Here is a 24,486-nt window from a genome sequence, read left to right as displayed (position 1 = left end):
AATTTCATGTTTCCCTTCTTAACCGCATATATCTTCGTAAAGGTTATCATAGCGGCGGTGAACCGGCAGCTTTTCTCCGATATTCCACAGAAATCTGCCTTCCAGCGAGTAAGCATCTATGTTATTTTCCTCCCGATCCATAAGGACAAGGACTTCCTCTTCCAGCCGCCGCATATCCAGCGCCTCCCCTTCGATTTCGAACGAAAAAGCACCGCTGCTGCCCCCGTCTTCCAGAAACTGCGGCTCCAGCCGGATTCTGGAATGGTCCGGCTCTTTTGCCGGTTCGATGCGGTATAAGTATTTGGAATCCGAATACTCCCTCGATTCACTGATCTCAATGATACGGCTGATCTGGTAGTCGTACTCCCAGTGGGGACGCGCAAACCAGCGGTTCAGCAGTTCGATATACCGCTCGGCGCACTGTGCGAAAAACGCCCAGTCCACAGCCGGCGCCAGCCACTCCAGAGCCTTTCCGAACCACAGTCTGCGGTAGTCGTACCGGCAGTGGTACTTCCAGAAGGCCTCTTCCTGCTCTGAGACCTTCACCACCCATTCATACGCCTTTTTTTCAATTATAAAAGCCAGAAAGCGGTTTTTCGCCGCCTCCGCCTCTTCTTCCAGGATCGTGATAGAGCTGGAGCCCCGGTCGCCGCAGGAAACCATAAAGTATCCGTAGTCACGGTGATATCCGCAGGCCTGCCGGTACGGCTCAGACTCAGTGTAAGTCTCCGCCTTTGCCCCGCATCCGGAAGCGTCCAGTTCCTGGTTCAGCAGCGCTAAGAAGGAGGCCCAGATCTTCTGCTCCTCCGAGCGCCCCTTCCTCTGTTTTTTCACGGAAAATGCAGAATCATACAGCAGTTCTGCAAGTGTCTGTTCTTCCATCTCTTCCTTCCCATCCTGTCATTATTATTTCCGCGGCCAGTGAGCTTGGCGGGCATGCCGGCATGTCCATCCGGCGGCTGCCGCGGTCAGCAGCCCAGCAGACCCAGCACCGCTTCCGCAGGCATCAGATCGGCAAATCGGCCGGCCCAGATTTTCTCTTCATAAAACCTCACAGTAGCTTCTCCGGACATGAACTCGTTGTCATACGTGGTCGTGGCGCCTGTCGGTATCACCACGCCGTACCCCAGTTCGAAAGCGGCCTTACAGGTGGCATCGATGCAGTATTCCGTCTGCATACCCATGAGAATCAGGTCGGTAATCTGTTTTTCCTTTAAATACTCCTCCAAATCAGTCTCCAGGAACGCACTGTTGAAGCTCTTATCAAAAATCCGTTCTCCCGTTTTCGGTTCCACCGCCTCATGAATCTTCCAGCCTTCCGTTCCGCTCTCCAGCTCGTCTCCTGCACCGCCGTCGTGTCTGACATAGATAATTTCAGTTCCGGCCTTCCGCGCGCTATCCGCCAGATTCTCCAGTTCCTGTAAAAACTCCTCTTCCCTGTATGGATGTGCCTCCACCAGTGCTTTCTGTACATCAACAATCAATACGGCCATTTTCCCCATATTATTTTCTCCTTTCCTGTGTCTCAGAATTTATTTCCGCCCAGAAGCTCCATCTCATCCCGCATCGCAGTGAATCCGAAGGCTTCATAAAGCGGCCGGCCCGCAGCAGTAGCTTCCAGCGTGACAACATCAATCTGCCTCATCTCTGCTTCCGCCGTCAGCAGCTCCAGCACCCTGTGCGCAATCCCCCGCCGTCTGTAGTCCGGACGGGTGTACATGTTCATAATATACGCCTTTTTCCCGGAAGGATTATGGTAAGTGGGCATCACCTGGTAAAAGCTGACGGCTCCCGTTCCAACCACCTCTTCCCCGTCAAAGACCAGCCATGCGGCGTGACTGTCTTCCGGAAAACACGTCTCGTAATAGCGGCGTGATTCCAGCTCTGTCCGGGACAGATCCACGTCTTCCTCAAGGCCGTTGGCGGCGCGCAGCACCTCCAGCCGCAGCCTGGTCAGAAGCTCTCTGTCATGGCTTCCCGCCCTTCTGTACAGAAGACTTTCCGTCTTTTCCGCACAGATCATCTTTTTCCCGGAGATCAGCCGCTCCTCCGGCGCCTTCGCACTGCTGTCACGGCCCTGTTCTCCGCCCTGCTCCTCCGCTGCCGCGGCCTGGCGCAGATGTTGAAAAAGCAATGGCTGAATCTCCGGATAGGTCCAGTTATCCGGCGGCTTCTCGAAACACTCAATTTTTTCCATCTCAAACGCGGGAGGAAGCTGGTCAAAACGGCTGATCTCCGCATAAAACAGCATTCCCAAAGATTCCGCCTGCTTCTCTCCGGACTGCGCCTGGTCAGTCACAGAATACACAGAAACCGGAACCATCCGGTACTCCGCGGCTCCCGTTTCCTCGTACAGCTCCCGCACCGCTGCTGCTTCTATCGTCTCTCCCGCTTCCCGGTGTCCGCCGGCGAACTCCCATGTGCTGCGTTCTTTATGCTTGCAGAGTACCCACCGGCCCTGATATTTCGCAGCGATTACTGCAAACTGAAGCAGCTCGTCATCTGCCTTTTCATAAAATGCCACCTGTTTCATATCATGCCGCCTTTATCAGATTTTTCCTCTTCCAGTTCCCGGTATTACCATTCCGGCTGTGCTCACCGGTTCCCATCAATCGGCCGGCCTAATTTTTTCTCCAGCCGCCATCCGGGAGCCGGACCGTCGTCTCCCCAGTATTCCTCCAGGGATGCGATTTTCTCCCCATCGAACCGGTAAAAGGAGACTGCGTGAAAGGAAGTTCCGTCTTCCGTGCACCAGACTCTGGCGGCGGTAACCGCGGTATCCTCCTTCTGCACCATACGTTCTATGTTTCCTTCCCAGCGGCCCGGATATTCACAGTTCGCCCGGATATATTCCGAAACTGTAAACTGCTCGTTGGTGCAGTGCCACCGGATCACGGCATCTTCCCGGAACCACCGCTTCAATCCGGCCTCATTCTGCTTGATCACATCCTGAAAAAATTGTCTGATCACTGCCTCTCTGTCCATATCTATACTCCGTTTTCCGTTGTCTGTTTTTCCAAAAATACAGCTGCCACTTTTCCCAGCTCCATGCTGTTGGAGCCTTTAAAAAGCACCGTATCCCCTTCTCTGAGTTCCGTTTTCAGCCATTGGGTCAAGGACTCCCGGTCCATAAACTCATAGACGCGGATCCCGGGCGCCTGTTCCCTGACGCCGCGCGCAATTTCCCTGGCCAGTTCTCCGAGAACAGCCAGCTTATCGACGGGATTTTCTGCGATATAAGTCCCGATTTCATAGTGGAACTGCGGTGAATCCGGCCCCAGCTCCTTCATATCCGCCAGGACAGCCACCCGGGCTCTCGAACCTTCGATGGAATTTAATACCTCCAGGCCGGCCTTCATGGATACCGGGCTGGCATTATAGGTATCATCAATGATCGTCATGCCGCCCACATGGTAAATCTGCTGCCGGTTCTTAAATCCGGTAAATTCCGCCAGCCGCTCCGCAGCGTCCCTCATCGGAATTCCGCAGACGGAGGCCACCGCCAGCGACACCATGGCGTTTGCCACGTTATGGCTTCCCATCACCTTTAAACGGACAGGTACACGCTCTTCCCCGCATACCGCGGTAAATACCGGATAGCCGTTCTCCAGATGGACATCGACTGCGCGGTAATGACAGTTTTCTCCGGTTCCGTAGTAGATGGTTTGGAACCCTTCTCTCGCCGTCGTCTTCTTTAAGAGATCGTCGTCTCCGTTCAGGAACAGAATCCCATGCTCCGTCAGACCGTCCTGAATGCTCAGCTTCTCCCGGTAGATATTTCCCCGGGATCCCAGCTGTTCGATGTGGGTGATTCCGATATTGGTGATAACCGCCATCTGAATCTGGGCGATGTTCGCAATGATCGTCAGTTCTCCCGGTTCACTCATCCCCAGCTCGATCACGCCGATCTCGTCCTGACTGGAGATCTCCGTCATGGTGATCGGAACGCCGACCTGGCTGTTGTGATTCGCCGGGGTCTTGTAGACACGGTATTTAGCAGACAGGGCGCAGGCCACCATCTCCCTCGTCGTCGTCTTGCCGACACTGCCGGTGATTCCCACCAGAGGAAGATTCAGGCGGCGTCTGTACCAGGCGCCCAGGGCCTGCAATGCCCTCTTTGTATCAGCCACACGGATCCATGGCCGATTATCATCCATCACGTCATGTTCACTCGTAAATGTCGCCGCCGCGCCGTTATCAAACGCCTGCCCGATAAAGCGGTGGGCATCCACCTTTTCTCCCACCAGGGGAACGAATAAATCATTTCCTTTCATAGTCCGGGAATCGATGCTTAAATGGTCCAGCGGCGTATCCGCACTGCCGCAGAGCAGACTTCCTCCTGTGGCCTCCAGAATTTCCTTAACCGTGATATGTTCCATCTTCCTGTCTTCCTTCCTGTCTTTACTTAGAGTGTGCCTGAATCTGGCATACCCCAGCAAATGCCGGAAGGGATCACCACTTCCGGCATCTTTTTTTCATTACTCTATTCACTATTTTCATCACTCTATTCGCTTTTTTCCAATTCTGCCGCGATCTCCAGCACCACTTCCCGGTCGGAAAAATGGTGGCGGACGCCGTTCACTTCCTGATAATCCTCATGACCCTTGCCAATGACCGCAATCATATCTCCCGGTCTGGCGTGGATCATGCTGTAGGCGATCGCTTCACGCCGGTCCGGAATCTCAATGAAGTCACCGCCGGTCTTTTCGATTGAGGAGCGGATATCCGCGATGATATCCTCGGTCTTCTCAAATCTGGAATTATCGGCTGTCAATATGGAGAAGTCGGCCAGCCTTCCGGCGCTGTCTCCCATGGAGTACCGTCTGTCCTTCGAGCGGTTTCCCCCGCATCCGAACACGCAGACAAGCCTTGCCGGGTGATACTCACGCAGCGTTTCCAAAAGGCTCTCCATGCTGACCGCATTGTGGGCATAGTCCACAATCACCGTGCACTTCTTCGACGCATACACGATCTCCATGCGCCCGTTGACGTTCAAATGCTCCAGCGCATGGCGCACATTTTCCTTGGGAAGATATAAAAAGCTGCATACGCTGATGGCTGCCAGCGCGTTATATACATTGAATCTGCCGGGTATATTCACCCGGGCCTCCAGCGCATACCGCCCCGCCACATCGAATTCAAGCCCCACAAATTCCGGCTCGCTCACGTAGTGAATCTGCTTTGCCATGAAATCCGCTTCCTGCTCCAGGCTGAAGGAGGTCAGTTCGCAGGAGGCATCTTTGATAATCTCGTGGTAATGCTCGTCATCCCGGTTCACAATGCCGATCCGGCAGCGGTCCAGCAGCTGTGATTTATAATATAAATATTCATTAAAATCTGCGTGTTCATCCGGTCCGATATGATCCGGAGAAATGTTGGTGAACAGGCCGTAATCAAAACGGATGCCATCCACACGGTGCATCTTGAACGCCTGGGATGATACCTCCATCACCATATATTCACATCCGGCCTGCGCCATGCGTTCAAAGCTCTCAAAAAGCTGGTAGGATTCCGGCGTTGTGTTCATGGTAGGCGTCACCTCACTGCCGATCACAATACCGGTCGTGCCGATCATGCCCACCTTCTTCCCACAGCTTTCCAGAATCGCCTTTATCATATGGGTCGTTGTCGTCTTCCCCTTCGTCCCCGTCACCCCAATGGTGATCATCTTCTCCTGCGGATAGCCGAACCGGGCGGCGGACAGATGCGCCAGCGCCTCCCTGGAACTATGTACACGGATCGCGGTTACACCGGCGGGAATCTCGGCCTGGCGTTCCACCACCAGAACCCTTACCCCCGCCTTCACCACCTCCGGAATAAACTCATGGGAATCGACCTTCGTTCCCTTTGTGCACACAAACACCACATGCTCCCTGGCTTTCCTGGAATCATAGATGACATCCTCCACTTCGATGTCCAAATCCCCAGAAATTACGTCATATTCCAGCTCTTCAAGCCACTCTCTGAATTTCATAGATCCTCCATCAGAATAATCCGGTGATTACTCCGTCGTTATTTACGTCAATATTATTAGCCGCCGGTACCTTTGGAAGACCCGGCATGGTCATGATTGCTCCGGTCAGTACTACCACGAAGCCGGCGCCTGCCGATACATAGGCGTCTCTCACATTAATTAGGAAACCGCTTGGACGGCCTAATTTCGTCTGGTCATCCGATAAGGAATACTGGGTCTTCGCCATGCAGACAGGAAGTCCGCCAAATCCCATATCCTCTATTTTCTTTAATGCCTTCGAAGCCGCCGGTGCAAAGGACACGCCGTCCGCTCCGTAGATTTCCTTCGCTACGGCTGCGATCTTCTCCTTTAATCCGGCTTCGTCCGGATACAGCGGTTTGTAGTGGCTCTCCTTGTTTTCCAATGTATAGAGCACCTTCTCCGCAAGGGCGATACCGCCCTCTCCGCCCTTTTCCCATACCTCGGAAAGTGCGAACTCACAGCCTCTGTCCTCACAGAATTTCTTCACAAACTGGTATTCCGCTTCGGTATCCGTGATGAAGGAATTGAGGGTCACGATAACCGGCACATCGTACTTCTGCATGTTTTCGATGTGCTTCTCCAGGTTCACGATTCCTCTTGCAAGAGCCTCTAAATTCTCTTCCTTCAGCTGATCCTTCGGAACGCCTCCGTTATACTTGAGAGCCCTGACCGTAGCCACCAGCACGATGGCATCCGGCTTTAAGCCCGCCATACGGCATTTGATATCCAGGAATTTCTCTGCGCCCAAATCCGCGCCGAAGCCCGCCTCCGTCACGACGATATCGGCCAGCTTTAAGGCCGTCTTCGTGGCGCGCACACTGTTGCAGCCGTGTGCGATATTGGCAAACGGGCCGCCGTGTACGATCGCTCCCGTGTGCTCCAGAGTCTGGATCAGATTCGGCTTTAAGGCATCCTTCAGCAGGGCGGCCATGGCGCCCACCGCGTTTAACTGGGCGGCCGTCACCGGCTCTCCCGCATAATTATATGCGACAATAATTCTTCCTAATCGTTCTTTTAAGTCGTTCATATCATCGGCCAGACATAAGATCGCCATGATCTCAGATGCGACGGTGATGACAAAATGGTCTTCCCTCACGAATCCGTCCGCTTTCGCGCCCAGACCCACTACCACATTTCTTAAGGCGCGGTCGTTCATGTCGAGGCAGCGTTTCCACAGAATCTGACGGGTATCGATTCCCAGAGCATTGCCCTGATGGATGTGATTGTCCAGAAGCGCGGCTAATAAGTTATTCGCCGAGGTGATAGCGTGGAAATCTCCGGTAAAATGAAGGTTTAAGTCCTCCATGGGCACAACCTGTGCGTATCCGCCGCCGGCAGCGCCGCCTTTGATGCCGAAGCACGGTCCTAAGGACGGCTCACGCAGCGCGATGATGGCCTTTTTGTCCATCTTTCCAAACGCTTCGCCCAGTCCGACCGTGGTCGTGGTCTTTCCTTCTCCGGCCGGAGTCGGGTTGATGGCTGTAACCAGAACCAATTTTCCATCCGGTCTGTCCTTCACCTCTTCCCAGAGCTCATCGGTCAGTTTTGCCTTGTACTTGCCGTAAAGTTCCAGATCCTCCTCACTGATTCCGTAGGAAGCCGCCACCTCCTTAATCGGAATCATCGCTGCCTCCTGTGCGATCTCAATATCTGTTTTCATCTGTGAATGTCCTCCTTCTATGTAATTAATAACCCTGTTCCAGCAATTCCTCAAATTCCTCTGCACTCATCAGCACTTTTCTGGGCTTCGTGCCCTCCTCTTCACCGACCACGCCGGCCTCCGCCAGCTGGTCCATAATGCGGGCCGCCCGGTTGAATCCGATCTTGAACATCCTCTGAAGCATTCCGATGGATGCCTTATCCTTTTCAATAATAAATTTACCTGCCTGAACGAAATATTCATCCCGGTCATTACCGCCGCCCTTTGCGTCGCCGGCCGCCGGTGCTGATGCAATCTGATTCTCTACTTCCGGGTTGTAATTCGCCGTCATTCCCTGTTCTGTCAGGAAATCCACGACAGCAGAGACCTCCGTATCCGATACAAAGGCGCCCTGCACACGCACAGGCTTCGGACAGCCGGATGGATAGAACAGCATATCGCCCTTTCCAAGAAGCTTCTCCGCCCCGTTCATGTCGATGATCGTCCTGGAATCCACGCCGGAAGAAACGGCAAATGCGATTCTGGAAGGCACGTTGGCCTTGATCAGGCCGGTGATGACGTTAACCGACGGACGCTGGGTCGCGATTACCAGATGTATCCCCGCGGCTCGCGCAAGCTGGGCCAGACGGCAGACGGAATCCTCCACCTCGCCCGGTGCAACCATCATCAGATCCGCAAGCTCGTCGATGATGATGATGATCTGCGGCATCTTCTTCGGTCTGTTTTCATCCTCTATATCTTTAATATTCTCAACCTTCGCATTATATCCCTTTAAATCCCGGACATTATACTGGGCAAATTTCTTATAGCGGTCATCCATCTCGGCCACCGCCCAGTTAAGCGCTCCTGAGGCCTTCTTCGGATCCGTGACCACAGGGAGAAGGAGGTGCGGAATACCGTTGTAGACGCTTAACTCCACCACCTTCGGATCCACCATGATCAGCTTGACGTCCTCGGGGTCCGCCTTATAGATAATACTCATAATCAGGGTGTTGATACAGACGGACTTACCGGAACCGGTAGCGCCTGCGATCAGTAAATGGGGCATCTTTCCGATATCGGTTACCACGACCTGGCCGCCGATGTCCTTGCCCACTGCAAAGGCAATCCTGGACGCGTGATTCTTAAACTCCTCCGCCTCCAGAATATCCCTTAAGTATACCATGTTGTTCTCTTTGTTCGGCACCTCGATGCCGACCGCCGATTTCCCCGGAATCGGGGCCTCGATGCGGATATCCGCAGCCGCCAGACTCAGCTTGATGTCGTCGGCCAGTCCCACGATCCGGCTCACCTTCACGCCCTGCTCCGGATGGAGCTCATACCGCGTGACAGAGGGACCGCAGCTGATATTGGTCACAGTTACGCCCACACCAAAATTCTGCAGTGTCTGCTGCAGTTTGATAGCGGTTTCCCGGTATTCCTTATCAGAGAACGGGCCGGAGCTCTTTCCTTTTTTCAGAAGTGTGACAGGCGGGAAGACGTACTCCTTCTTCACCACTTCCTCCTTCTGTTTGATCTCCTGGACCACGCTGAGATCTCCTGCTTCCTCTTTCTCTTTCTCGGCCTTCTCGGCCTTCTTTTTTTCGACCTTCTTCTGAAGCGCTTCTGTATCGGTCTCGATCACCTTGCCGGAAGCGGTAACGACGCGTTTCGGTTCCTCCGGTATGGAGAAGGTGTCGCTGTAATTAACGCCCTTGTCGTCCTCGTCGGTGGGATACAGCTCTTCCCGGGCGACCTCCATCTCTTCCAGCGTCTTCGTTTCTTTTTTAACAAACAATGTCTCCGACGTTCCGTAATCGTCAGACTCGTCAAATGCCCCGGCGTCACTTTCTGCCGAACGCAGGTGGGCGGTACTCTCCCAAAGGTCTTCCGTCACAAACGGAACGGCGTCATCGGCATCGAACGGAACGGAATCCTCACTGGCAGAATAGACGTGCGGCAGATCCGCATCCACTGCCTGAGCAGCCGTCTGGAACGCGCCGGCTGCTCCCATGTTTTCGCCGCGCTTTCGTTCCTCTGCTGCGGCTTCCGCCTCACCCGGCTTCGGGAAAATGCTGCCGCGGAAAATATCCGCCGGATTCGGCCGTACCTCCGGAGCCGCATTCTTCCTGTTCTCCGTCACTTCCACGGCAGACACTGCGGCAAGCCGCCTTGCGTGGACATCGATGTCCTCTTCCGCCTCCGCGCTGTATGCGGCCTCGTCTTCCATATCATAGTCGTACTCTTCCGGCGCCTCCAGCTTCGTCGCATCTAAATTAACGCCCCGCAGCTTCTGCTCCTCGCGGATTCTCCGCCGTTCCTCCTTGCGTTCCGCATGGATCTCTCTCTGAATATCCATGTTTTCCTTGGCATGGTGGTATGCCTTGCCGCTGCCGCTCTTTACGAGGTTCACAAAGGATTTCTCTGTAATGCATACCGCGGAGATGATAATCAGCACCAGGATCACCAGATAAGCGCCCACGGTTCCGATAATGGAGATCAGGCCTTCCGCCAGAAGGCCGCCGATCAGCCCGCCGCCCTTTCCGCTGGCCGCGGCTGTCACGTAGATATCCATAATCTTTCCGCCGGCGCCCAGCCTTGTCCCAAACAGGAGCTCGCCGAGTCCGCAGAGCGAAATAAGCGCCAGGATCACCGCCGCCAGTTTAAATGTTGCTCTGGGATTTCCCCGGTTGGAGATATAAAAGCACGTTCCGGCAAACATCAGGACCGGCGCCACATATCCGATTCCTCCGAATATACCCAATTGCAGACTGCGAAGGAAATCTCCCACCACTCCGCACAGATGGAAATTGCTCAAAAAAAGAATGGCCGCAGCCGCAAATGATATGATGATGATAACTTCTGACCGGATAAATTCTGGTTCTGGTTCCGCCGCTTTCCGCCTGCTTGTCGTATTTTTCGGTCTTCCGACCTTCCCGTTAGTACCTTTTTTTGCTGTCGTCTTGGATGTTGTCTTCTTCTTTGTTGTCTCAGGCACAATACTTCCCCCTTTTATCCATTGGTAACAGTATACAAAAAAATCGGGAGAATTGCAACGGCTAACCTTCTACTTCATCCATCATCTCATACAATTTTCTGAGAGCGTCCTTAATTCCGCCCACCTCGTCGATCAGCCCCTCTTTCACCGTTTCCTCGCCTACAAGCACGGTTCCCAAGTCCCTTGTCAGCATCTCCGTATTTAACATCAGGCGCTTTAACTGGTCGTAAGCGATTGTCGCGTGGTCCGAGACAAAGCTTAAGATCCGGTCCTGAATCATCTCGAAATATTCATACGTCTGAGATGCACCGATGACCATGCCCGTCATACGAACCGGATGAACCATCATGGTTCCGGTCGGAACGATAAAGGAGTAATCCGTGCAGACAGCCAGAGGTACGCCGATGGAATGGCTGCCGCCCAGCACGAGGGACACGGTGGGGATACTTAAGGAAGCGATCATCTCCGCAATCGCCAGACCGGCGTCCACGTCACCACCCGAAGTATTGAGTATCACCAGGAGGCCTTCCACGGAATCATCATCCTCGATTTCTGCCAGTTTCGGAAGGATATGGTCGTATTTCGTCGTCTTGCTGTTTCCCGACAGGTTCTCGTGGCCCTCCACCTCCCCGATGATGGAGAGCAGATGAATTTTCCTCTTTTTGGAATTGTCATCCAGGGTCATCTGGCCGTACTCTTCCAGCTTTTCGTCCTCTTTCTGCTCGATATCCTTCTCCGTCTTCTTCTCATCGAGGCGGTCTTTTCTCGTATCTCCGGAAGAGGTATTTTTCTCGTCTGATCCGCCATTTCCGTTCTGGTTTTCTGCTCTGTTATCCGTTTCGCAGTTTGTCTCACTGTCTCTTTTATATTCTCTCATTCTGATTTCCTCCTGCATGGCTGTATTTTCTGCATCATTATATTGGTAGCTTTCTTATGATGTGGAAGGAACCAATATTTTATGCTTTGTACCGGCACAAAAAGAAGCACAGGAAGCGGAACGCATCATCGCGCTCTTCTTCCTGTGCTTCATTTATCCATTCTTTTTCATTTTTTTATAACAGAAGAAACAGCTCAAGCTTCCGAGAATGCCGGTACAGAGAAACATGACCGCCATCCCGGAGCCGGCTCCATACCCGGTCAGCCGGTGAAGAACCGTCTGAATGCCCCCGTCCGCACGCATAAACGGTTCAAACACGTAGTCCGCCAGAAAACCGCCCAGGAGAATCCCGGTCGGAATCGTCCAGTACTGGATGGCATTTCGCACGGCAAAGATGCGCCCCTGCATATTCTGCGGAATCGTCCGGTAGAGAATCACATTCTGCCCCGCCATAATAAAAGGAATGGGGATGCTGGCCGCTATGCCGGCAATGCTCCATACGAGAATATTCTGCCCTGCTCCCATCAGAAAATCGCCCAGCAGAAAGGAGATGCCTCCCGATATAAAGATTACCCGGACGCTGTCCTTTGGAAGCTTTACGAAGGAGACGATCAGACCGCCCGCCATGCCTCCGATCCCCAGAATCCCGCTGACAATGCCGAGCGCGATCTGGTTCTGGCCGCTCCGCGCCAGAATCATGGGAGAAAGAATATTTTCATAGGTCAGCCGTGAAAAAAAGTTCATAAGCGCCATGCTGATCATCAGATACCAAAGCTGTTTGTGTCCGCGGAGAAATTGAAGCCCCTCCCTCCAAGATTCCTGAAGTGAGATCTTCTCTTTCTTTTTCCCTGTCTCCGTCCCTCCCGCATTCTCCGGTATCTTAATCCGAAACAGCAGGACAGAAAAAGCAAACAAAAAGGTCGCCAGATCAAAGACGATGACACCCTTTAACCCTGCAAATGAGGATAAGGATGCGGCCATCACCGGGGTTACCACCGTGAGTAAGGATGATGTAAAGGAATTTAAGCCGCTGGCCTGGCTGTACTTTTCCTTCGGAACCAGCATCCCCACCACCACCGTCTCCGCCGGAAACTGAAATGCGTTCATGAAGCCGGTGATTCCATTGACGATAAAAATGTGCCAGACCGCCAGATTCCCGGAGACCGCAAGCGCCGCCACAGTCAGAGAGCAGACCGCCGCAAGGAGGTCCGCGAGAAGCATGATCGTTTTCTTATGGTAACGGTCGATTACCGGCCCGGCAGCGATGCTGGCCGCAATATAGGGAAGCCATGTACAAAATGTCATAAGCGACACGGACATGGCGGAACCGGTTCTGCCGTAAGACCAGATGATTAAGGCAAAGGAAGTCATGGAACTCCCCAGCTGTGATACGGACTGGCTGAACCAGAAAATGATAAAGTTACGGTATTGTCTGTCTTTCATAGATTCTCTCCTTATAAATTAAAATAAAAGTAACTCATTCCATTTATAAGTGCAGAATCCACTCAGGCGACATCTGTTTCATAAAATCAAGCGGTATTTCTGCCGCTTACAATTCCTCTTATACGCTCTGTGCCAGATTCGCCTGTCATGAAACTCTGCACAGAGCCGCTGCATTCATTCTGATCACTGGTGTCATGGTTTTCCCTCCCTTTCAGGTATTGAGCACAAGGAGTTTCCGTGAGTACTCGTACTGCGCGGCAGATCTGCTCCCACAGGCCGCCTGCCCTGCTGTCAGTATACCACATTCCTTCTCTTCTGTCCCATATTTCTAACCGAGTCTTTATCGGCGGAGTCCAAGAAACATTCCGATCCCGGGAAGTAAAAACAGCGCAGGCGCCGTTACGAGCCGAACAATAAATGAAAAAACAAGGGGCGGGCGGCGGATCCACCCAGACACAGCTCCCGGGTCAGGTAGAAATGCGGGTACCAGATTCTGCACCACAGGTACCAGACACAGAAACGCTGCCGCCAGATACAGGAAAAGGAAGGCCATGGACACCCCTAAAACCGTTCTCCTGATCCAGTTCTGCCTGATCCGGATATCTCCGATGAGGCAGAGCCCGTTCATAAATGCCACAGCCGAAGCAAAAACACATAAGGGTCTCACAAGCAGCGCAAATAAATAGACCGGGACCGTGTAGCAGAACCGGTAATACCAGTCCATGATTTTATCTTTGACCATCAAGTGAACCACAAGCCCAGCGAGGGCTATGGCTCCCCACATCAGACAGTTTCTCACACAGCGCTTTCTCTGTGCCCCCTTCTCCTCCCCGCTTTCCTCCTGTCTGGAACGTCCGTATAAGACCATCAGAATATCCGTGTCAAATACCGCGGCAATGGATTCCAGCGTCTCAATATCCGGCTGATTCTTACCTGTCTCCCAGTTGGAGACCGCCTGCCTCGTCACATGCAGCCGCTCAGCCAGCTGTTCCTGTGACAGCGCACGCTCTTTCCTCAGCTTCTTTATGTTTTTTCCGATCCCGTTCATACGCGCTCCTCCTTCTCCATCTCTTAAAAACATACCACAGACAGCGCCGCACTGTCACGCAACAAATCGTTGCATCCCCCATTTTCGAACAATTTCCGTTGTTGCAAATAATTATTGACCACTCGGTCTATTTGTGGTATCGTAATAATAGACCATATGGTCAATATTTATTTTCAGGAGAATGGAATCATGAAACGAGAAGAAAAAAATCAGCAGACCAGACGGCGCATCCTGGAAAGCGCGCTGGCAGAATTTTCAGAGCAGGGCTATGGAGCCAGCTCTGTCAATACCATCAGCAACGGGGACGGGCTTTCCAAGGGAATTATCTACCACTATTTTCCGACAAAAGACGATTTATACTTAGCCTGTGTGGAAGAGTGCTTCCAGACGCTGACCGGCCACTTACAGAGCCACACTAACATGGAAGGCCAAACCGCCGAAGAGCGGCTGGAGCAGTATTTTCGAGTGAGACTGGACTTTTTTGAACAGAATCCCCAGTACCAGAGGATTTTCTGTGATGCTGTCATTATGCCGCCCGCCCATTTGGAGGCTTCCATTCAGGAGAAAAAAGCCCCGTTCGACCGTTTCAACATTGACAGCTTAAACCGGATGCTGGAGCCGGTATCTCTGCGCTCCGACTTATCGAGGGAAGATGTGGTGGACACCTTCCGCCAGTATCAGGACTATATCAATGCCAGATACCAGATGACCGGATCGGAGAAAATTGATATACGCGACCACGAGGAAAGCTGCCGCAGGGCGCTGCGCATCCTCCTGTACGGCATTGTAGAGAGAAAGGAGTAATCCAATGGACAGTCAAAAAACAACGAATGCATCTGTTTTGGGAGAAATGAAGCCTTCGAAGGCCATCGTCAAGCTGGCGGTGCCCGCCACTCTGGCCCTTTTAGCAAAGGCGGTCTATAATATCGTCGATACCGCTTACATCGGCATGCTGCATTCCGACACGGCTCTGGCCGCCGTCGGCGTGACGCTGCCCCTGCTTCTGATCATGGTTTCGGTTGAGAACATCTTTTCCGCCGGCGCCGCCGTGCTGGCAGGACGTCAGCTGGGGGCGAAGGACCAGGAGGGGGCGGGCATTACGGTGACGACCATCGCCGCCCTGTCGGTAGTCATCGGTATGATTCTCTGCGTCGGCGGACTCTTCTTTATGGAGCCGCTGCTCCGTTCCTTCGGCGCCTCGGACGCGGTTCTGCCCCAGGCCAGGGACTACGCGTTCTGGATGTTTATCGCCGCACTGGCCAATCTGCCAGCCCAAAGCTTGAATTGTGCCGCCAGGGCGGAATCTTCCGTCAAGATTTCTTCCATAGCCGTCATCACAGGCGCCGCCCTAAATGTGGTTCTGGACCCTGTTTTCATGTTCGACTGGGGCTTAGGTATGGGCGTGCAGGGAGCCTCCCTGGCCACGACGGTCTCTCAGTTTGTCACATTTTTCATCCTGCTGTGGTTCTATTTAGGCGGACGCTCCATCATTAAAATCAAGCCGCACTATTTTAAGCCCGACTTTCACATGATAAAAACGGTCACACTGATCGGAATTCCCTCCGCGGTTATTCAGATCTGTCTCGCAGCGGCCACATCGCTGACCAATATCGCCGCAAAGCCCATGCCGGACGCCGATTTAATCATTGCGGCCTACGGTGTCGTCCAACGGCTGATTCTCATCGGCTGCTACGTCATTATGGGATTTATGCAGGGATATCAGCCGGTCGCTTCCTACGCTTTCGGTGCGAAGAACGAAGACCGTTTTCATGAGTCTGTCCGTTTCTCCCTCACCGCCTCCCTGCTGCTGACAATCGTGGTGGCCGCGGTCTATATCGCGCTGTCCCGGCCGTTCATCCGGTTATTTAACAGCAATCCCGCCGTGATCGAATACGGTTCCCGGCTGCTGATATCCCAGGTTGCCTTATATCCGGCGTTTGGGCTCTGCTATATGATGACCATCACCTTTCAGACCATCGGCGCCTCAAGGTTCGGCCTCTTCCTGTCCATGATCCGCCAGGGTCTCTTTTACGTGCCCTTTATCCTGATTCTGCCGAGGCTTCTGGGCGTGACCGGCATCTATTTTGCCCAGCCTGCGGCCGATGTTCTTACTATATTAATATGTATCCTTTCGATCCGTCCCATGAAACGGACGGCTTCCAGGAATATGAGGGAAACCCGCTGATCACTGCCTAAACAGCTCCGGCTGGGTCCACGTCTCCATGGCGTCGTGAATCATCTTTAAAAACTCGTCTGTATAGCCGAGGCCGATATAGCACACTGCTGCTACCTTCTGTCCGTCAGAGACAAAGAGATAATGCATGCTGTCGTTTATCTCGGCCACAAAGGCAGTGTCAAACAGCCCGGAGGATACCGTCTCCGGCTCAGCGCTGCTCCACTGCAGCTGATCCTTCATCATATTCTTGAAGACCGGCTTCACCAGCCTGGGAAAGCGGAGTTCCATATAATCCATACGGAGCATCTGGGCATCCGGTCCATCCTGGACGATCTGAAACTGTACCGGTGCAACGATGGAAGAATGATAGGTAACCGTTCCGCTTATGGGGCTGCTCTCCGGCGAAACCGCCGTAATGGGCGGAACCGGAAGACTGGTATGAACCTCACTCAGTTCCTTATGCCAGGACTTCTGCTCTCCCGCCCATATAAACACGAGGCAGATGCAGGTTACCGCGGCTGCTGAACAGATCGATCTGGCCCGTCCTCTGCCAGGGCGTGTTTGACAATTGCGTTCTAGCAGATGTACGCCACATTTTGTCCCCTTTAAATATCTCCGGATCTGTATGTAATCGGACATTCTCCAGAAGATATTGATTCCAAACAGAAAGACCATCAGGGCACAGAGAAGGAAAGGCGTCGCCATAGTGGCCGTATACCAGAAACCAAATCGGCCCAGAATCATCCAGCACCAGAGCGCCGTCAGTACGCCATCCGCTGCGCACGTCAGAAGGCAGCCATACCCCGTTTTCTTCAGGGACGCCTCGCCTGCACTTCGTATTTCCACGGAAATCTCCGGACTTACAGCCATCTCCCTGACAGCCGAAAATATCAAAAACTTTCGCCACACATCACCGGCCGCCTCCCAGCCTGCCAGACGGTACTGCCCCGTCAGCTCCTTTTCCTGCTCATCCCGGTACTGGTCACAAGGCTCCAGCTTATAGACCAGGCTTCTCGGCTCTTTCCTTTGAAAATTTGCAAAATAATACCCGGTCTTCCTGACAAACAGCCCCTGTCCGGCCAGCTCCGAAAACCAGGCCTCCAGACCGGCGCTGTTGTAAGGACTGACCGGCATCAATTTTCTGATTGTTCTTTTTCGTTTTTCCATCTCTCATCCTCGTGTCCGTTTGACTCGTTGCTCGCGGGAATAAATCCCTCTCTATGACTCCAGAGGTCCCCTCTCAAAACTGAGATACCTCGTTCCCTGAAAGGTCAGCCTGCCCATGTCGCCTTCCGCCAGCATCCCGTACTCCGTTCCCGATACGCCCAGCTCCATGCGGTCGCCGCTCTCGACCTGAAACGTTGCATAATAAGACGTAAAATTTGTATAAGTATCCATCGTGTTCTGATTGCTGTGCCGGTGTGAAACCTCCTGACGCTTGGAAGTCACCATCGCCTCCACAGTCAATACCGGAGAGTGGTTATTGGAATTCCACTGCGAAATCCCCCGAATCAGGGTAACTACGATCATTACTGCCACGATCAAAAATATAACTCCGAATAAAATCGGAAATAACTGCGTAAATCCTCCGTAAAAGCCAAAATCACTGTACATGGCGCCGCTCCTTTTCCCTGTGGCTGTTACCACTCTTTTCTTTCTATTATAGTATATTGTCAGAATCTTTTCCTTTCTTTTTCCTTAATATTATTGATTCATTTTTATTTCTAAAAATTAAGGCCGTCTATCGCACACATTTGTATGGTTAATACAAACATATCTTGTACGCATCACAATATTTTGATTGTGATTATAACAAGGTATTGACTTTGATACTTTTCCATGGTAAACTACTGAACAATATAAAAACGGTCACTTCAGTAATGCCAATGGGGGCAGCGTGGAGATCACTTCGCGCTGCTTTTCTGCAAAATTATGCAGGCCGTGACTGAATCTAAAGGAAAAGGAGAGAATATTGCATGAATAACTTCTTCATCGCACAGACATTTGGTAAATCCTCAAACTATACGGATATTCCAAATCATTTATTCAAGGAACACAACGTAAAAAAGGGTCTCCGCAACGAGGATGGCACCGGAGTCAGGGTTGGCTTGACGCGTGTATCCGACGTTGTCGGCTATGAGATTCAGGATGGGAAAAAGGTCAATGTACCAGGTAAGCTTTTCTACCGCGGAATCGAAATCGGCGATCTGGTAAAGGGAAAAGGAAATGCACGGTACGGCTTTGAAGAAACCACATTTCTTCTGCTATTCGGATACCTTCCCTCCAGGAAGGAACTGAACGAGTTTTCCGGAATTCTCCGTCATTTTTATCCGCTTCCCGATGAGTTTCTGGAGAAGAATCTGCTTCGTTCCCCTTCCCGCAATTTAATGAACAGTCTGCAGCAGAGTATCCTTTCTCTCTATAATTATGATGAAGATCCCGACAACGTGGACCCGTACCAGACGTTATTAAAGGGAATCAGCATTCTGGCTAAGCTTCCTTCCATGGCTGCCTACGCCTATCAGAGCAAGATTCACTACTATGACAGAGAAAGTCTGATCATCCACTATCCGAAGGAGGAATACTCCATTGCGGAGAACATCCTCTACATGCTGCGACGCGACGGCACCTTCACCGAGCAGGAGGCAGACTTACTCGACATCATGCTGATGATTCACGCCGATCACGGCGGCGGAAACAACTCTACCTTTACAAATGTCGTCATCTCCTCCACAGGAACCGACATCTACTCCTCAATCTCCGCGTCCATCGGCTCCTTAAAGGGACCGAAGCACGGCGGCGCCAACATCCGCTGCAGCGAGATGATCTCCGCCATCGAAAAGGAAATCGGCTTAAAAGCCACCGATGCACAGATCAAGCAGGTGATTAAGCGGATTCTTGACAAAGAATTTTATGATAATACCGGCCTCGTATACGGTCTCGGCCATGCCGTCTATACAGTTTCCGACCCGCGTGCCGACTTATTAAAAACCTGCTGCGAGAAGCTGGCAAAGCAGAAAAAACGTGAGGATGAATACGAATTCCTGACAAGATTTGAAAAAGTTGCCAAAGAAACTCTCGCCGGAAACGGAAAAACTCTCTCAAACAATGTGGACTTCTACAGCGGATTCGCTTATAATATGTTACAGATACCGGAAGATATGTACACGCCGCTCTTCGTCTGCGCACGTATGGCAGGCTGGCTGGCGCACAATATCGAGAATAAGATGTATGATGGAAAGATCATGCGTCCGGCGTTCAAATACGTTGGTGAAGCAACACCTTACAAAAAGAGAGAGGAAAGATAGCATATGGTTAAATTGTATGATGGAGGTGCTTTCCTGGTAAACGGTACGGAACTGGTGCCGGAACAGGAAGCCGAAAAGCTTGTCGCTCTGACAGGAAAGAACGTAACAAAAGAAGAGGCGAAAAAGGGCACGATTGCCTATTCGATCCTGAAGGAACATAACACTGCGGACAATATGGAACATTTGAAGCTGCGATTCGATTCCATGGCATCCCATGACATTACGTTTGTCGGAATTATTCAGACCGCAAGGGCGTCAGGCCTCACTGAGTTTCCGATTCCCTATGTCATGACAAACTGCCACAACTCCCTGTGTGCGGTAGGCGGTACCATCAATGAAGACGACCACATTTTCGGACTGTCAGCCGCGAAGAAATACGGCGGAATCTTCGTACCGCCTCACATCGCAGTCATTCACCAGTATATGCGTGAAATGATGGCAGGCTGCGGACGCATGATCCTCGGATCCGACAGCCATACCCGTTACGGAGCCCTGGGTACCATGGCGGTAGGCGAAGGAGGCGGCGAGCTGGTGAAGCAGCTGCTTCGTGATACATATGACGTCACCTATCCGGGCGTCGTAGCGATATATCTGACAGGAAAACCGGGCCCGGGCGTCGGTCCGCACGACGTGGCACTGGCCATCGTAGGCGCCGTATTTAAAAACGGTTACGTAAAAAACAAAGTTATGGAATTCGTAGGCCCTGGTATCGCCTCCATGGATACCGATTATCGTAACGGAGTCGATGTCATGACCACGGAGACCACCTGTCTCTCCTCCATCTGGAAAACAGACGAGGACACGAGGGACTACTTAAAGATGCACGGCAGAGAGGAGGCTTATAAAGAGCTGAACCCGGCGGATGTCGCCTATTATGACGGCGTCGTATCCATCGATTTAAGCACCGTTAAGCCGATGATCGCTCTTCCATTCCATCCGAGCAACACCTACGAGATCGATGAACTGAATGCAAACCTGGGCGATATTTTAAGAACCGTGGAAAAGGAAGCCGATCATATTCTCGGCAATCCGAATGTTCATTTATCCCTGACCGATAAGATCGTTGATGGGAAGCTCCTGGTACAGCAGGGTGTCATCGCAGGCTGTGCAGGCGGCAACTATTCCAACGTCATGACGGCCGCTCATATCCTGTCCGGCAAGGACTGCGGAAACGATATCTTCAACCTGTCCGTTTATCCGTCCTCACAGCCGGTATACATGGATCTGGTAAAGAAGGGAGCCGTTACAGAGCTGATGGCTGCCGGCGCTACCATCCGTACAGCGTTCTGCGGACCGTGCTTCGGTGCAGGCGACACTCCGGCGAACAATACACTGAGCATCCGCCATACCACGAGAAACTTCCCGAACCGTGAAGGTTCCAAGCCGGGCAACGGCCAGATCTCCTGCGTCGCCTTGATGGATGCCCGCTCGATCGCAGCCACCGCCGCAAACGGAGGCTACTTAACCTCGGCGGAAACCATTGCTGACGGTTATGAAGTACCTGCTTATGAATTCGACAGCACCTCCTATGAAAGAAGAGTTTATCAGGGTTATGGAAAGGCAGATCCAGAGGCAGAACTGATCTACGGACCGAATATCAAAGACTGGCCAGCCATGAGCGCCCTGACTGATAATATTATCCTGAGAGTCTGCTCTAAGATCATGGACCCTGTCACCACGACGGATGAACTGATTCCTTCCGGAGAGACCTCATCCTACCGCTCTAACCCGCTGGGTCTGGCAGAGTTCACGCTTTCCAGACGCGATCCGGAGTATGTCGGCCGTTCCAAGAAGGTCAATGAACTGGAGGCGGTTCGCAAGACCGGCGCTTGTCCGTTAAAACCGGATCCGGAGATGGAAGCAGCGTTCAATGCCCTTCGTATTTATTTGGATCAGCCGGAATTAAGAGCCAGAGAAACCGAGATCGGAAGCATGATCTACGCAGTAAAACCTGGCGACGGCTCCGCACGTGAGCAGGCGGCCAGCTGCCAGAGAGTTCTCGGCGGCCTTGCCAATATCGCAAACGAATACGCCACCAAGCGCTACCGCTCCAACGTGATTAACTGGGGCATGCTGCCATTCCTTCTGGATGAGGAGCCATCCTTCGACATCGGTGATTTCATCTATGTTCCGGGTGTCCGCGCCGCCTTAGAAGGCGATATGCAGCATATCCCGGCCTATGTCATTAAGAATGAAGAGGGCAACCCGATTCACGAGATCAATCTTCATATTGCGGAGATGACCAGCGAGGAAAAAGAGATCGTAAAAGCCGGCTGTCTGATTAATTATAATCGCAACCGCCACAGCGAGAATTAGATTCCTTAAACAGACTCACAAAAAAGCTTTTATTAACACAGCTTCCGGCTGGAACTTGTTAATAAAAGCTTTTCTTTTATCCCTATTTCTCAATAATCCGCGTAGTTTATTTCCTTACATATCTTGTCAGTCTGCCATTTCCAACTTTTTCAATTAAGCTTTTATCAAGCATTTCTTTTACTATGTTAATTGCATGCGTAGTTCCACTACCTAAAACTGTTTCAACATCAGAACGTGTAATTTCTTTTTTATATTCAAACAACTGAAGGATTGGCAAATACTTTGCATCTTCCATACTTAAATTCCGTGCATGTACATTGGGAAGAATCACTTGAAAAGCACCTTCCACACTTTCAAATACAGGTTGTTCAGACTTCCCCTTATAGCAGCTTATAATCTTGCTGATCCCCGTACCATACGCTTCAATTAATTTCATTCTATAAAATAAATTTGCCAGCTTTTCATTTCTTGACTGGGAGGCGCCGAGCATAGCCGCTTCCAATGACAAACCGGGCACCAAGCCCCCTAAAGATATAAATTCCAGCCGGTCAGAATACAAATTAATAAAGGTGCTTCCACTAAAAGAATAATCTCTATGGACAATTGCATTCAATAATGCTTCCCGAACGGCATCTTCCGGATAATCTCTTTCGTCCGTACGCAGTAAATCATGGAAACTGGCCATTGTTCCATTATAAAAATCGATGGTTTTGTATACCTCTGCCAACTGTTCAAAAAGCGAGCCCGTAAATTCTTTCCTGTCTTTAAAGACTAATTTGTCTGTACCCTGAAAAACAGCAAATTTTATAGAATGCCTGCACTGATCCGAAACAAGCAGGCCCATATTTGTGAAAATACCATCAGGCGAAAGAATTCCCAGATTCTTCATCTGCACCCCTGTAAACTCCAGTTTTCTTCTCTCCATCTCCTTACTTAAACTGTTGAACGTCAACTCCTGAATTAATGAGCGGTTTGTTTCAAATGAATCGCCATCCGTCATCTTTATCATCATACGAATCGCATCTTCCGATGCCGGAGCGGAAGTTGTACCGCTTCTGACATATACACCGGTCGGTTTCAATCCTTTGTCGGAAAGATAATATGGTTTTTTCGTGCCTGAATCCACTGTCACTTTTATATACGATTTGTTTTCGTCTTTTAACAGTTCAATGCTTGTAAACATAGAGATATCTGGTCTGATACTATCTCTTATTGAATTTGCAATTTGCTGTATTACAAAATCAGCATGATCAACGCCAACAATCGTTCCATTGTCCTGCACACCAATATAGATCGTTCCGCCATTTGTATTTGCAAAAGAAACAATTTCTTTCTTCAAATCAGTAGTATAGATTTCTTTTAACTCAATAATCTCGCTTTCATACAATTCCATATTATCACTCTTTCTATCACGTTCTATCACGTTCTATCACCATTCTAACACAACAAGTGATAGAATGCAAGATACCTTTTCTTTCAGCCACAAATCCCTGTTTCTCAATAATCCGCAACCCACAGTTGCAGGGCCTGCCACCACAGGGTGTTTGCATTCTTCCCCATACTCCTGTATGATTATACGTAACAGCGAAAGGAGGAACCACATGAATTTCAACGAAAAACTACAGCACCTGCGCGCCAGCCGAAAGCTTTCCCAGGAGGAGCTGGCCGGACGCCTGGACGTCTCCCGTCAGGCCGTGACCAAATGGGAAAACGGCCAGGCATTTCCCGATTTTCCCAATCTGGTCCGTCTCAGTGAACTCTTCGGCGTTTCCATTGACCGCCTCGTCAGACAGGAGGAGGAATGCGCCCCAGCCCTTTTAGACCCGGACCCTGCGTCTGAAAAGGCGCTTCGCCGCTTTCTTATGCGGGCCAAACAGCGCACCTACGCCTCCGGCCAGAACACCGCGCCTCCTTCACGCCCCCAGTCTCACGATTTTCGATACTCCGAGCAGGATTATCTCTACATCGACACCTATCTGGGAAGCCGGAATTTTACGGGAGAGGAAGCCGTATGGATCAGGGAAACTCCCGTCTGGGCGCTCAATTACTATGGCATATCGCTGGACGAGACCTTTTACAGTGCCTTCTTAAAGGAAGCTCTGTCACAGGTTCCGGCTGAACTTCCCCTCCGCGGCCCGGAATACTTCCGAAACGAAGATTTTACCTATGTCTGCCGTACACATGGTGCCCTCAGCCAGTTTCAGGGGGAAGAGGCCATCTACTGCCGGGAGGTCAGAATCTATACGTGTCTCTTCCACGGAGGCAGACTCTCCTGAGTCATTTCTCCGGCTTATCATGGAAAAGAGCGTTCTAATTTTTTTCATAATACGAATCTTCCATAGAACAAAGTGCCTTCGGCACTCTCAACTCCCCTGCCCCTCACTCATGAGGGGTTTTGGGGTTTTCCTTTGTCACTTTTTGTTGTAAAATATTCTTATGTATAAAAAGAACATTCTTCAAACTATTTTCAGTGACCACTTTGAGTACATCCAGTATGCTCTTCGTCCTGGCAAAAATGTTATGGATAACATCAAACGTATGATCCATTGCCACGATCCTTCTTATGGACAAGCTGTCTACGGCTGTCCCCATTGTGGTAAACTTAAATCTGTACCTTTTTCCTGCAAAAGCCGTTTCTGTCCATCTTGTGGTAACATGTATAATCAGAAACGGGCTTTTCGTATGT

The 24,486-nt window shown here is 51.4% G+C and carries 20 protein-coding genes; 6 read left to right on the top strand and 14 right to left on the bottom strand.

Annotation, left to right across the window (positions count from 1 at the left end; translation table 11 throughout):
- Positions 1–18: 18 nt before the first annotated feature.
- The 11 genes from H8S75_RS12590 to H8S75_RS12540 all read right to left on the bottom strand — a co-directional run bounded on the left by H8S75_RS12590 (position 19) and on the right by H8S75_RS12540 (position 14,000).
- Positions 19–882, bottom strand: a complete 864-nt coding sequence (locus H8S75_RS12590; protein WP_187021940.1) for a cytosolic protein — start codon at positions 880–882, stop codon at positions 19–21.
- Positions 883–968: 86 nt separating this feature from the next.
- Positions 969–1,502, bottom strand: a complete 534-nt coding sequence (locus H8S75_RS12585) for a cysteine hydrolase family protein (RefSeq protein WP_055652858.1) — start codon at positions 1,500–1,502, stop codon at positions 969–971.
- 23 nt (positions 1,503–1,525) lie between these two features.
- The gene (locus H8S75_RS33350) at positions 1,526–2,533 is read right to left on the bottom strand and encodes a GNAT family N-acetyltransferase (protein WP_187021939.1); all 1,008 of its coding nucleotides are present in this window, start codon (positions 2,531–2,533) and stop codon (positions 1,526–1,528) included.
- A gap of 62 nt (positions 2,534–2,595) precedes the next feature.
- The gene (locus tag H8S75_RS12575) at positions 2,596–2,985 is read right to left on the bottom strand and encodes a nuclear transport factor 2 family protein (protein ID WP_187021938.1); all 390 of its coding nucleotides are present in this window, start codon (positions 2,983–2,985) and stop codon (positions 2,596–2,598) included.
- A 2-nt stretch (positions 2,986–2,987) separates the two neighbouring features.
- On the bottom strand, positions 2,988–4,379 hold the full coding sequence (locus tag H8S75_RS12570; RefSeq protein WP_187021937.1) for a UDP-N-acetylmuramoyl-tripeptide--D-alanyl-D-alanine ligase: 1,392 nt from the start codon (positions 4,377–4,379) through the stop codon (positions 2,988–2,990).
- Between the two features lie 125 nt (positions 4,380–4,504).
- Entirely contained in the window at positions 4,505–5,974 is a 1,470-nt protein-coding gene (locus H8S75_RS12565) for a UDP-N-acetylmuramoyl-L-alanyl-D-glutamate--2,6-diaminopimelate ligase (RefSeq protein ID WP_187021936.1), read from the bottom strand.
- A gap of 10 nt (positions 5,975–5,984) precedes the next feature.
- A complete protein-coding gene (locus tag H8S75_RS12560) occupies positions 5,985–7,655 on the bottom strand; it encodes a formate--tetrahydrofolate ligase (RefSeq protein ID WP_002603927.1) in 1,671 nt (556 codons plus the stop codon).
- Between the two features lie 25 nt (positions 7,656–7,680).
- On the bottom strand, positions 7,681–10,632 hold the full coding sequence (locus H8S75_RS32700) for an FtsK/SpoIIIE family DNA translocase (protein ID WP_187021935.1): 2,952 nt from the start codon (positions 10,630–10,632) through the stop codon (positions 7,681–7,683).
- Positions 10,633–10,693: 61 nt separating this feature from the next.
- On the bottom strand, positions 10,694–11,509 hold the full coding sequence (locus H8S75_RS12550) for a ClpP family protease (RefSeq protein WP_002603925.1): 816 nt from the start codon (positions 11,507–11,509) through the stop codon (positions 10,694–10,696).
- A gap of 153 nt (positions 11,510–11,662) precedes the next feature.
- A complete protein-coding gene (locus H8S75_RS12545) occupies positions 11,663–12,952 on the bottom strand; it encodes an MFS transporter (RefSeq protein ID WP_187021934.1) in 1,290 nt (429 codons plus the stop codon).
- Positions 12,953–13,292: 340 nt separating this feature from the next.
- On the bottom strand, positions 13,293–14,000 hold the full coding sequence (locus H8S75_RS12540) for a helix-turn-helix transcriptional regulator (protein WP_187021933.1): 708 nt from the start codon (positions 13,998–14,000) through the stop codon (positions 13,293–13,295).
- A gap of 189 nt (positions 14,001–14,189) precedes the next feature.
- On the opposite strand from H8S75_RS12540, the gene H8S75_RS12535 reads away from it, so the two are divergent.
- Both H8S75_RS12535 and H8S75_RS12530 read left to right on the top strand, forming a co-directional pair.
- Positions 14,190–14,804 (top strand): TetR/AcrR family transcriptional regulator, encoded by a 615-nt coding sequence (locus H8S75_RS12535; RefSeq protein ID WP_187021932.1) that lies wholly within the window; start codon positions 14,190–14,192, stop codon positions 14,802–14,804.
- Positions 14,805–14,808: 4 nt separating this feature from the next.
- Complete coding sequence (locus H8S75_RS12530; RefSeq protein WP_187021931.1) at positions 14,809–16,185, top strand: MATE family efflux transporter; 1,377 nt, start codon at positions 14,809–14,811, stop codon at positions 16,183–16,185.
- On the opposite strand, the gene H8S75_RS12525 is transcribed toward H8S75_RS12530, so the two are convergent.
- Positions 16,186–17,343 carry a DUF2812 domain-containing protein gene (locus H8S75_RS12525; protein ID WP_187021930.1) on the bottom strand — a complete coding sequence of 386 codons (1,158 nt, stop codon included), beginning with the start codon at positions 17,341–17,343 and terminating at the stop codon, positions 16,186–16,188.
- A 51-nt stretch (positions 17,344–17,394) separates the two neighbouring features.
- Entirely contained in the window at positions 17,395–17,790 is a 396-nt protein-coding gene (locus H8S75_RS12520) for a DUF2500 domain-containing protein (RefSeq protein WP_002603919.1), read from the bottom strand.
- Positions 17,791–18,152: 362 nt separating this feature from the next.
- Here H8S75_RS12520 and H8S75_RS12515 point away from each other — a divergent pair, with 362 nt between their 5' ends.
- A complete protein-coding gene (locus H8S75_RS12515; RefSeq protein ID WP_187021929.1) occupies positions 18,153–19,484 on the top strand; it encodes a citrate synthase in 1,332 nt (443 codons plus the stop codon).
- 3 nt (positions 19,485–19,487) lie between these two features.
- Positions 19,488–21,800, top strand: a complete 2,313-nt coding sequence (locus tag H8S75_RS12510; RefSeq protein ID WP_187021928.1) for a hydratase — start codon at positions 19,488–19,490, stop codon at positions 21,798–21,800.
- A gap of 106 nt (positions 21,801–21,906) precedes the next feature.
- Here H8S75_RS12510 and H8S75_RS12505 read toward each other — a convergent pair whose 3' ends face one another.
- Positions 21,907–23,223 carry an RNA-binding domain-containing protein gene (locus H8S75_RS12505; RefSeq protein ID WP_349768914.1) on the bottom strand — a complete coding sequence of 439 codons (1,317 nt, stop codon included), beginning with the start codon at positions 23,221–23,223 and terminating at the stop codon, positions 21,907–21,909.
- A 178-nt stretch (positions 23,224–23,401) separates the two neighbouring features.
- On the opposite strand from H8S75_RS12505, the gene H8S75_RS12500 reads away from it, so the two are divergent.
- Both H8S75_RS12500 and H8S75_RS33590 read left to right on the top strand, forming a co-directional pair.
- Positions 23,402–24,076: a DUF5680 domain-containing protein gene (locus H8S75_RS12500; protein ID WP_187021927.1), complete on the top strand. Its 675-nt coding sequence runs from the start codon at positions 23,402–23,404 to the stop codon at positions 24,074–24,076.
- Positions 24,077–24,236: 160 nt separating this feature from the next.
- Positions 24,237–24,486: transposase zinc-binding domain-containing protein (locus H8S75_RS33590; RefSeq protein WP_432764184.1), on the top strand; the 250-nt coding region annotated here is incomplete at its 3' end.

This window comes from Hungatella hominis (assembly GCF_014288005.1).
Taxonomy (GTDB): Bacteria; Bacillota; Clostridia; order Lachnospirales; family Lachnospiraceae; genus Hungatella; species Hungatella effluvii.
This window is presented reverse-complemented; position numbering and strand designations above follow the sequence as displayed.

Excerpts from the sequence above, each read along its gene's own strand:
- H8S75_RS12500 (WP_187021927.1), top strand. The coding sequence starts at position 23,402 with ATGAATTTCAACGAAAAACTACAGCACCTGCGCGCCAGCCGAAAGCTT.
- H8S75_RS12585 (WP_055652858.1), bottom strand. The coding sequence starts at position 1,502 with ATGGGGAAAATGGCCGTATTGATTGTTGATGTACAGAAAGCACTGGTG.
- H8S75_RS12570 (WP_187021937.1), bottom strand. The coding sequence starts at position 4,379 with ATGGAACATATCACGGTTAAGGAAATTCTGGAGGCCACAGGAGGAAGT.
- H8S75_RS12530 (WP_187021931.1), top strand. The coding sequence starts at position 14,809 with ATGGACAGTCAAAAAACAACGAATGCATCTGTTTTGGGAGAAATGAAG.
- H8S75_RS12525 (WP_187021930.1), bottom strand. The coding sequence starts at position 17,343 with ATGGAAAAACGAAAAAGAACAATCAGAAAATTGATGCCGGTCAGTCCT.
- H8S75_RS12535 (WP_187021932.1), top strand. The coding sequence starts at position 14,190 with ATGAAACGAGAAGAAAAAAATCAGCAGACCAGACGGCGCATCCTGGAA.
- H8S75_RS12575 (WP_187021938.1), bottom strand. The coding sequence starts at position 2,985 with ATGGACAGAGAGGCAGTGATCAGACAATTTTTTCAGGATGTGATCAAG.
- H8S75_RS12545 (WP_187021934.1), bottom strand. The coding sequence starts at position 12,952 with ATGAAAGACAGACAATACCGTAACTTTATCATTTTCTGGTTCAGCCAG.
- H8S75_RS12515 (WP_187021929.1), top strand. The coding sequence starts at position 18,153 with ATGAATAACTTCTTCATCGCACAGACATTTGGTAAATCCTCAAACTAT.
- H8S75_RS12560 (WP_002603927.1), bottom strand. The coding sequence starts at position 7,655 with ATGAAAACAGATATTGAGATCGCACAGGAGGCAGCGATGATTCCGATT.
- H8S75_RS33350 (WP_187021939.1), bottom strand. The coding sequence starts at position 2,533 with ATGAAACAGGTGGCATTTTATGAAAAGGCAGATGACGAGCTGCTTCAG.
- H8S75_RS12510 (WP_187021928.1), top strand. The coding sequence starts at position 19,488 with ATGGTTAAATTGTATGATGGAGGTGCTTTCCTGGTAAACGGTACGGAA.
- H8S75_RS12520 (WP_002603919.1), bottom strand. The coding sequence starts at position 17,790 with ATGTACAGTGATTTTGGCTTTTACGGAGGATTTACGCAGTTATTTCCG.
- H8S75_RS12550 (WP_002603925.1), bottom strand. The coding sequence starts at position 11,509 with ATGAGAGAATATAAAAGAGACAGTGAGACAAACTGCGAAACGGATAAC.
- H8S75_RS12565 (WP_187021936.1), bottom strand. The coding sequence starts at position 5,974 with ATGAAATTCAGAGAGTGGCTTGAAGAGCTGGAATATGACGTAATTTCT.
- H8S75_RS12590 (WP_187021940.1), bottom strand. The coding sequence starts at position 882 with ATGGAAGAACAGACACTTGCAGAACTGCTGTATGATTCTGCATTTTCC.
- H8S75_RS12540 (WP_187021933.1), bottom strand. The coding sequence starts at position 14,000 with ATGAACGGGATCGGAAAAAACATAAAGAAGCTGAGGAAAGAGCGTGCG.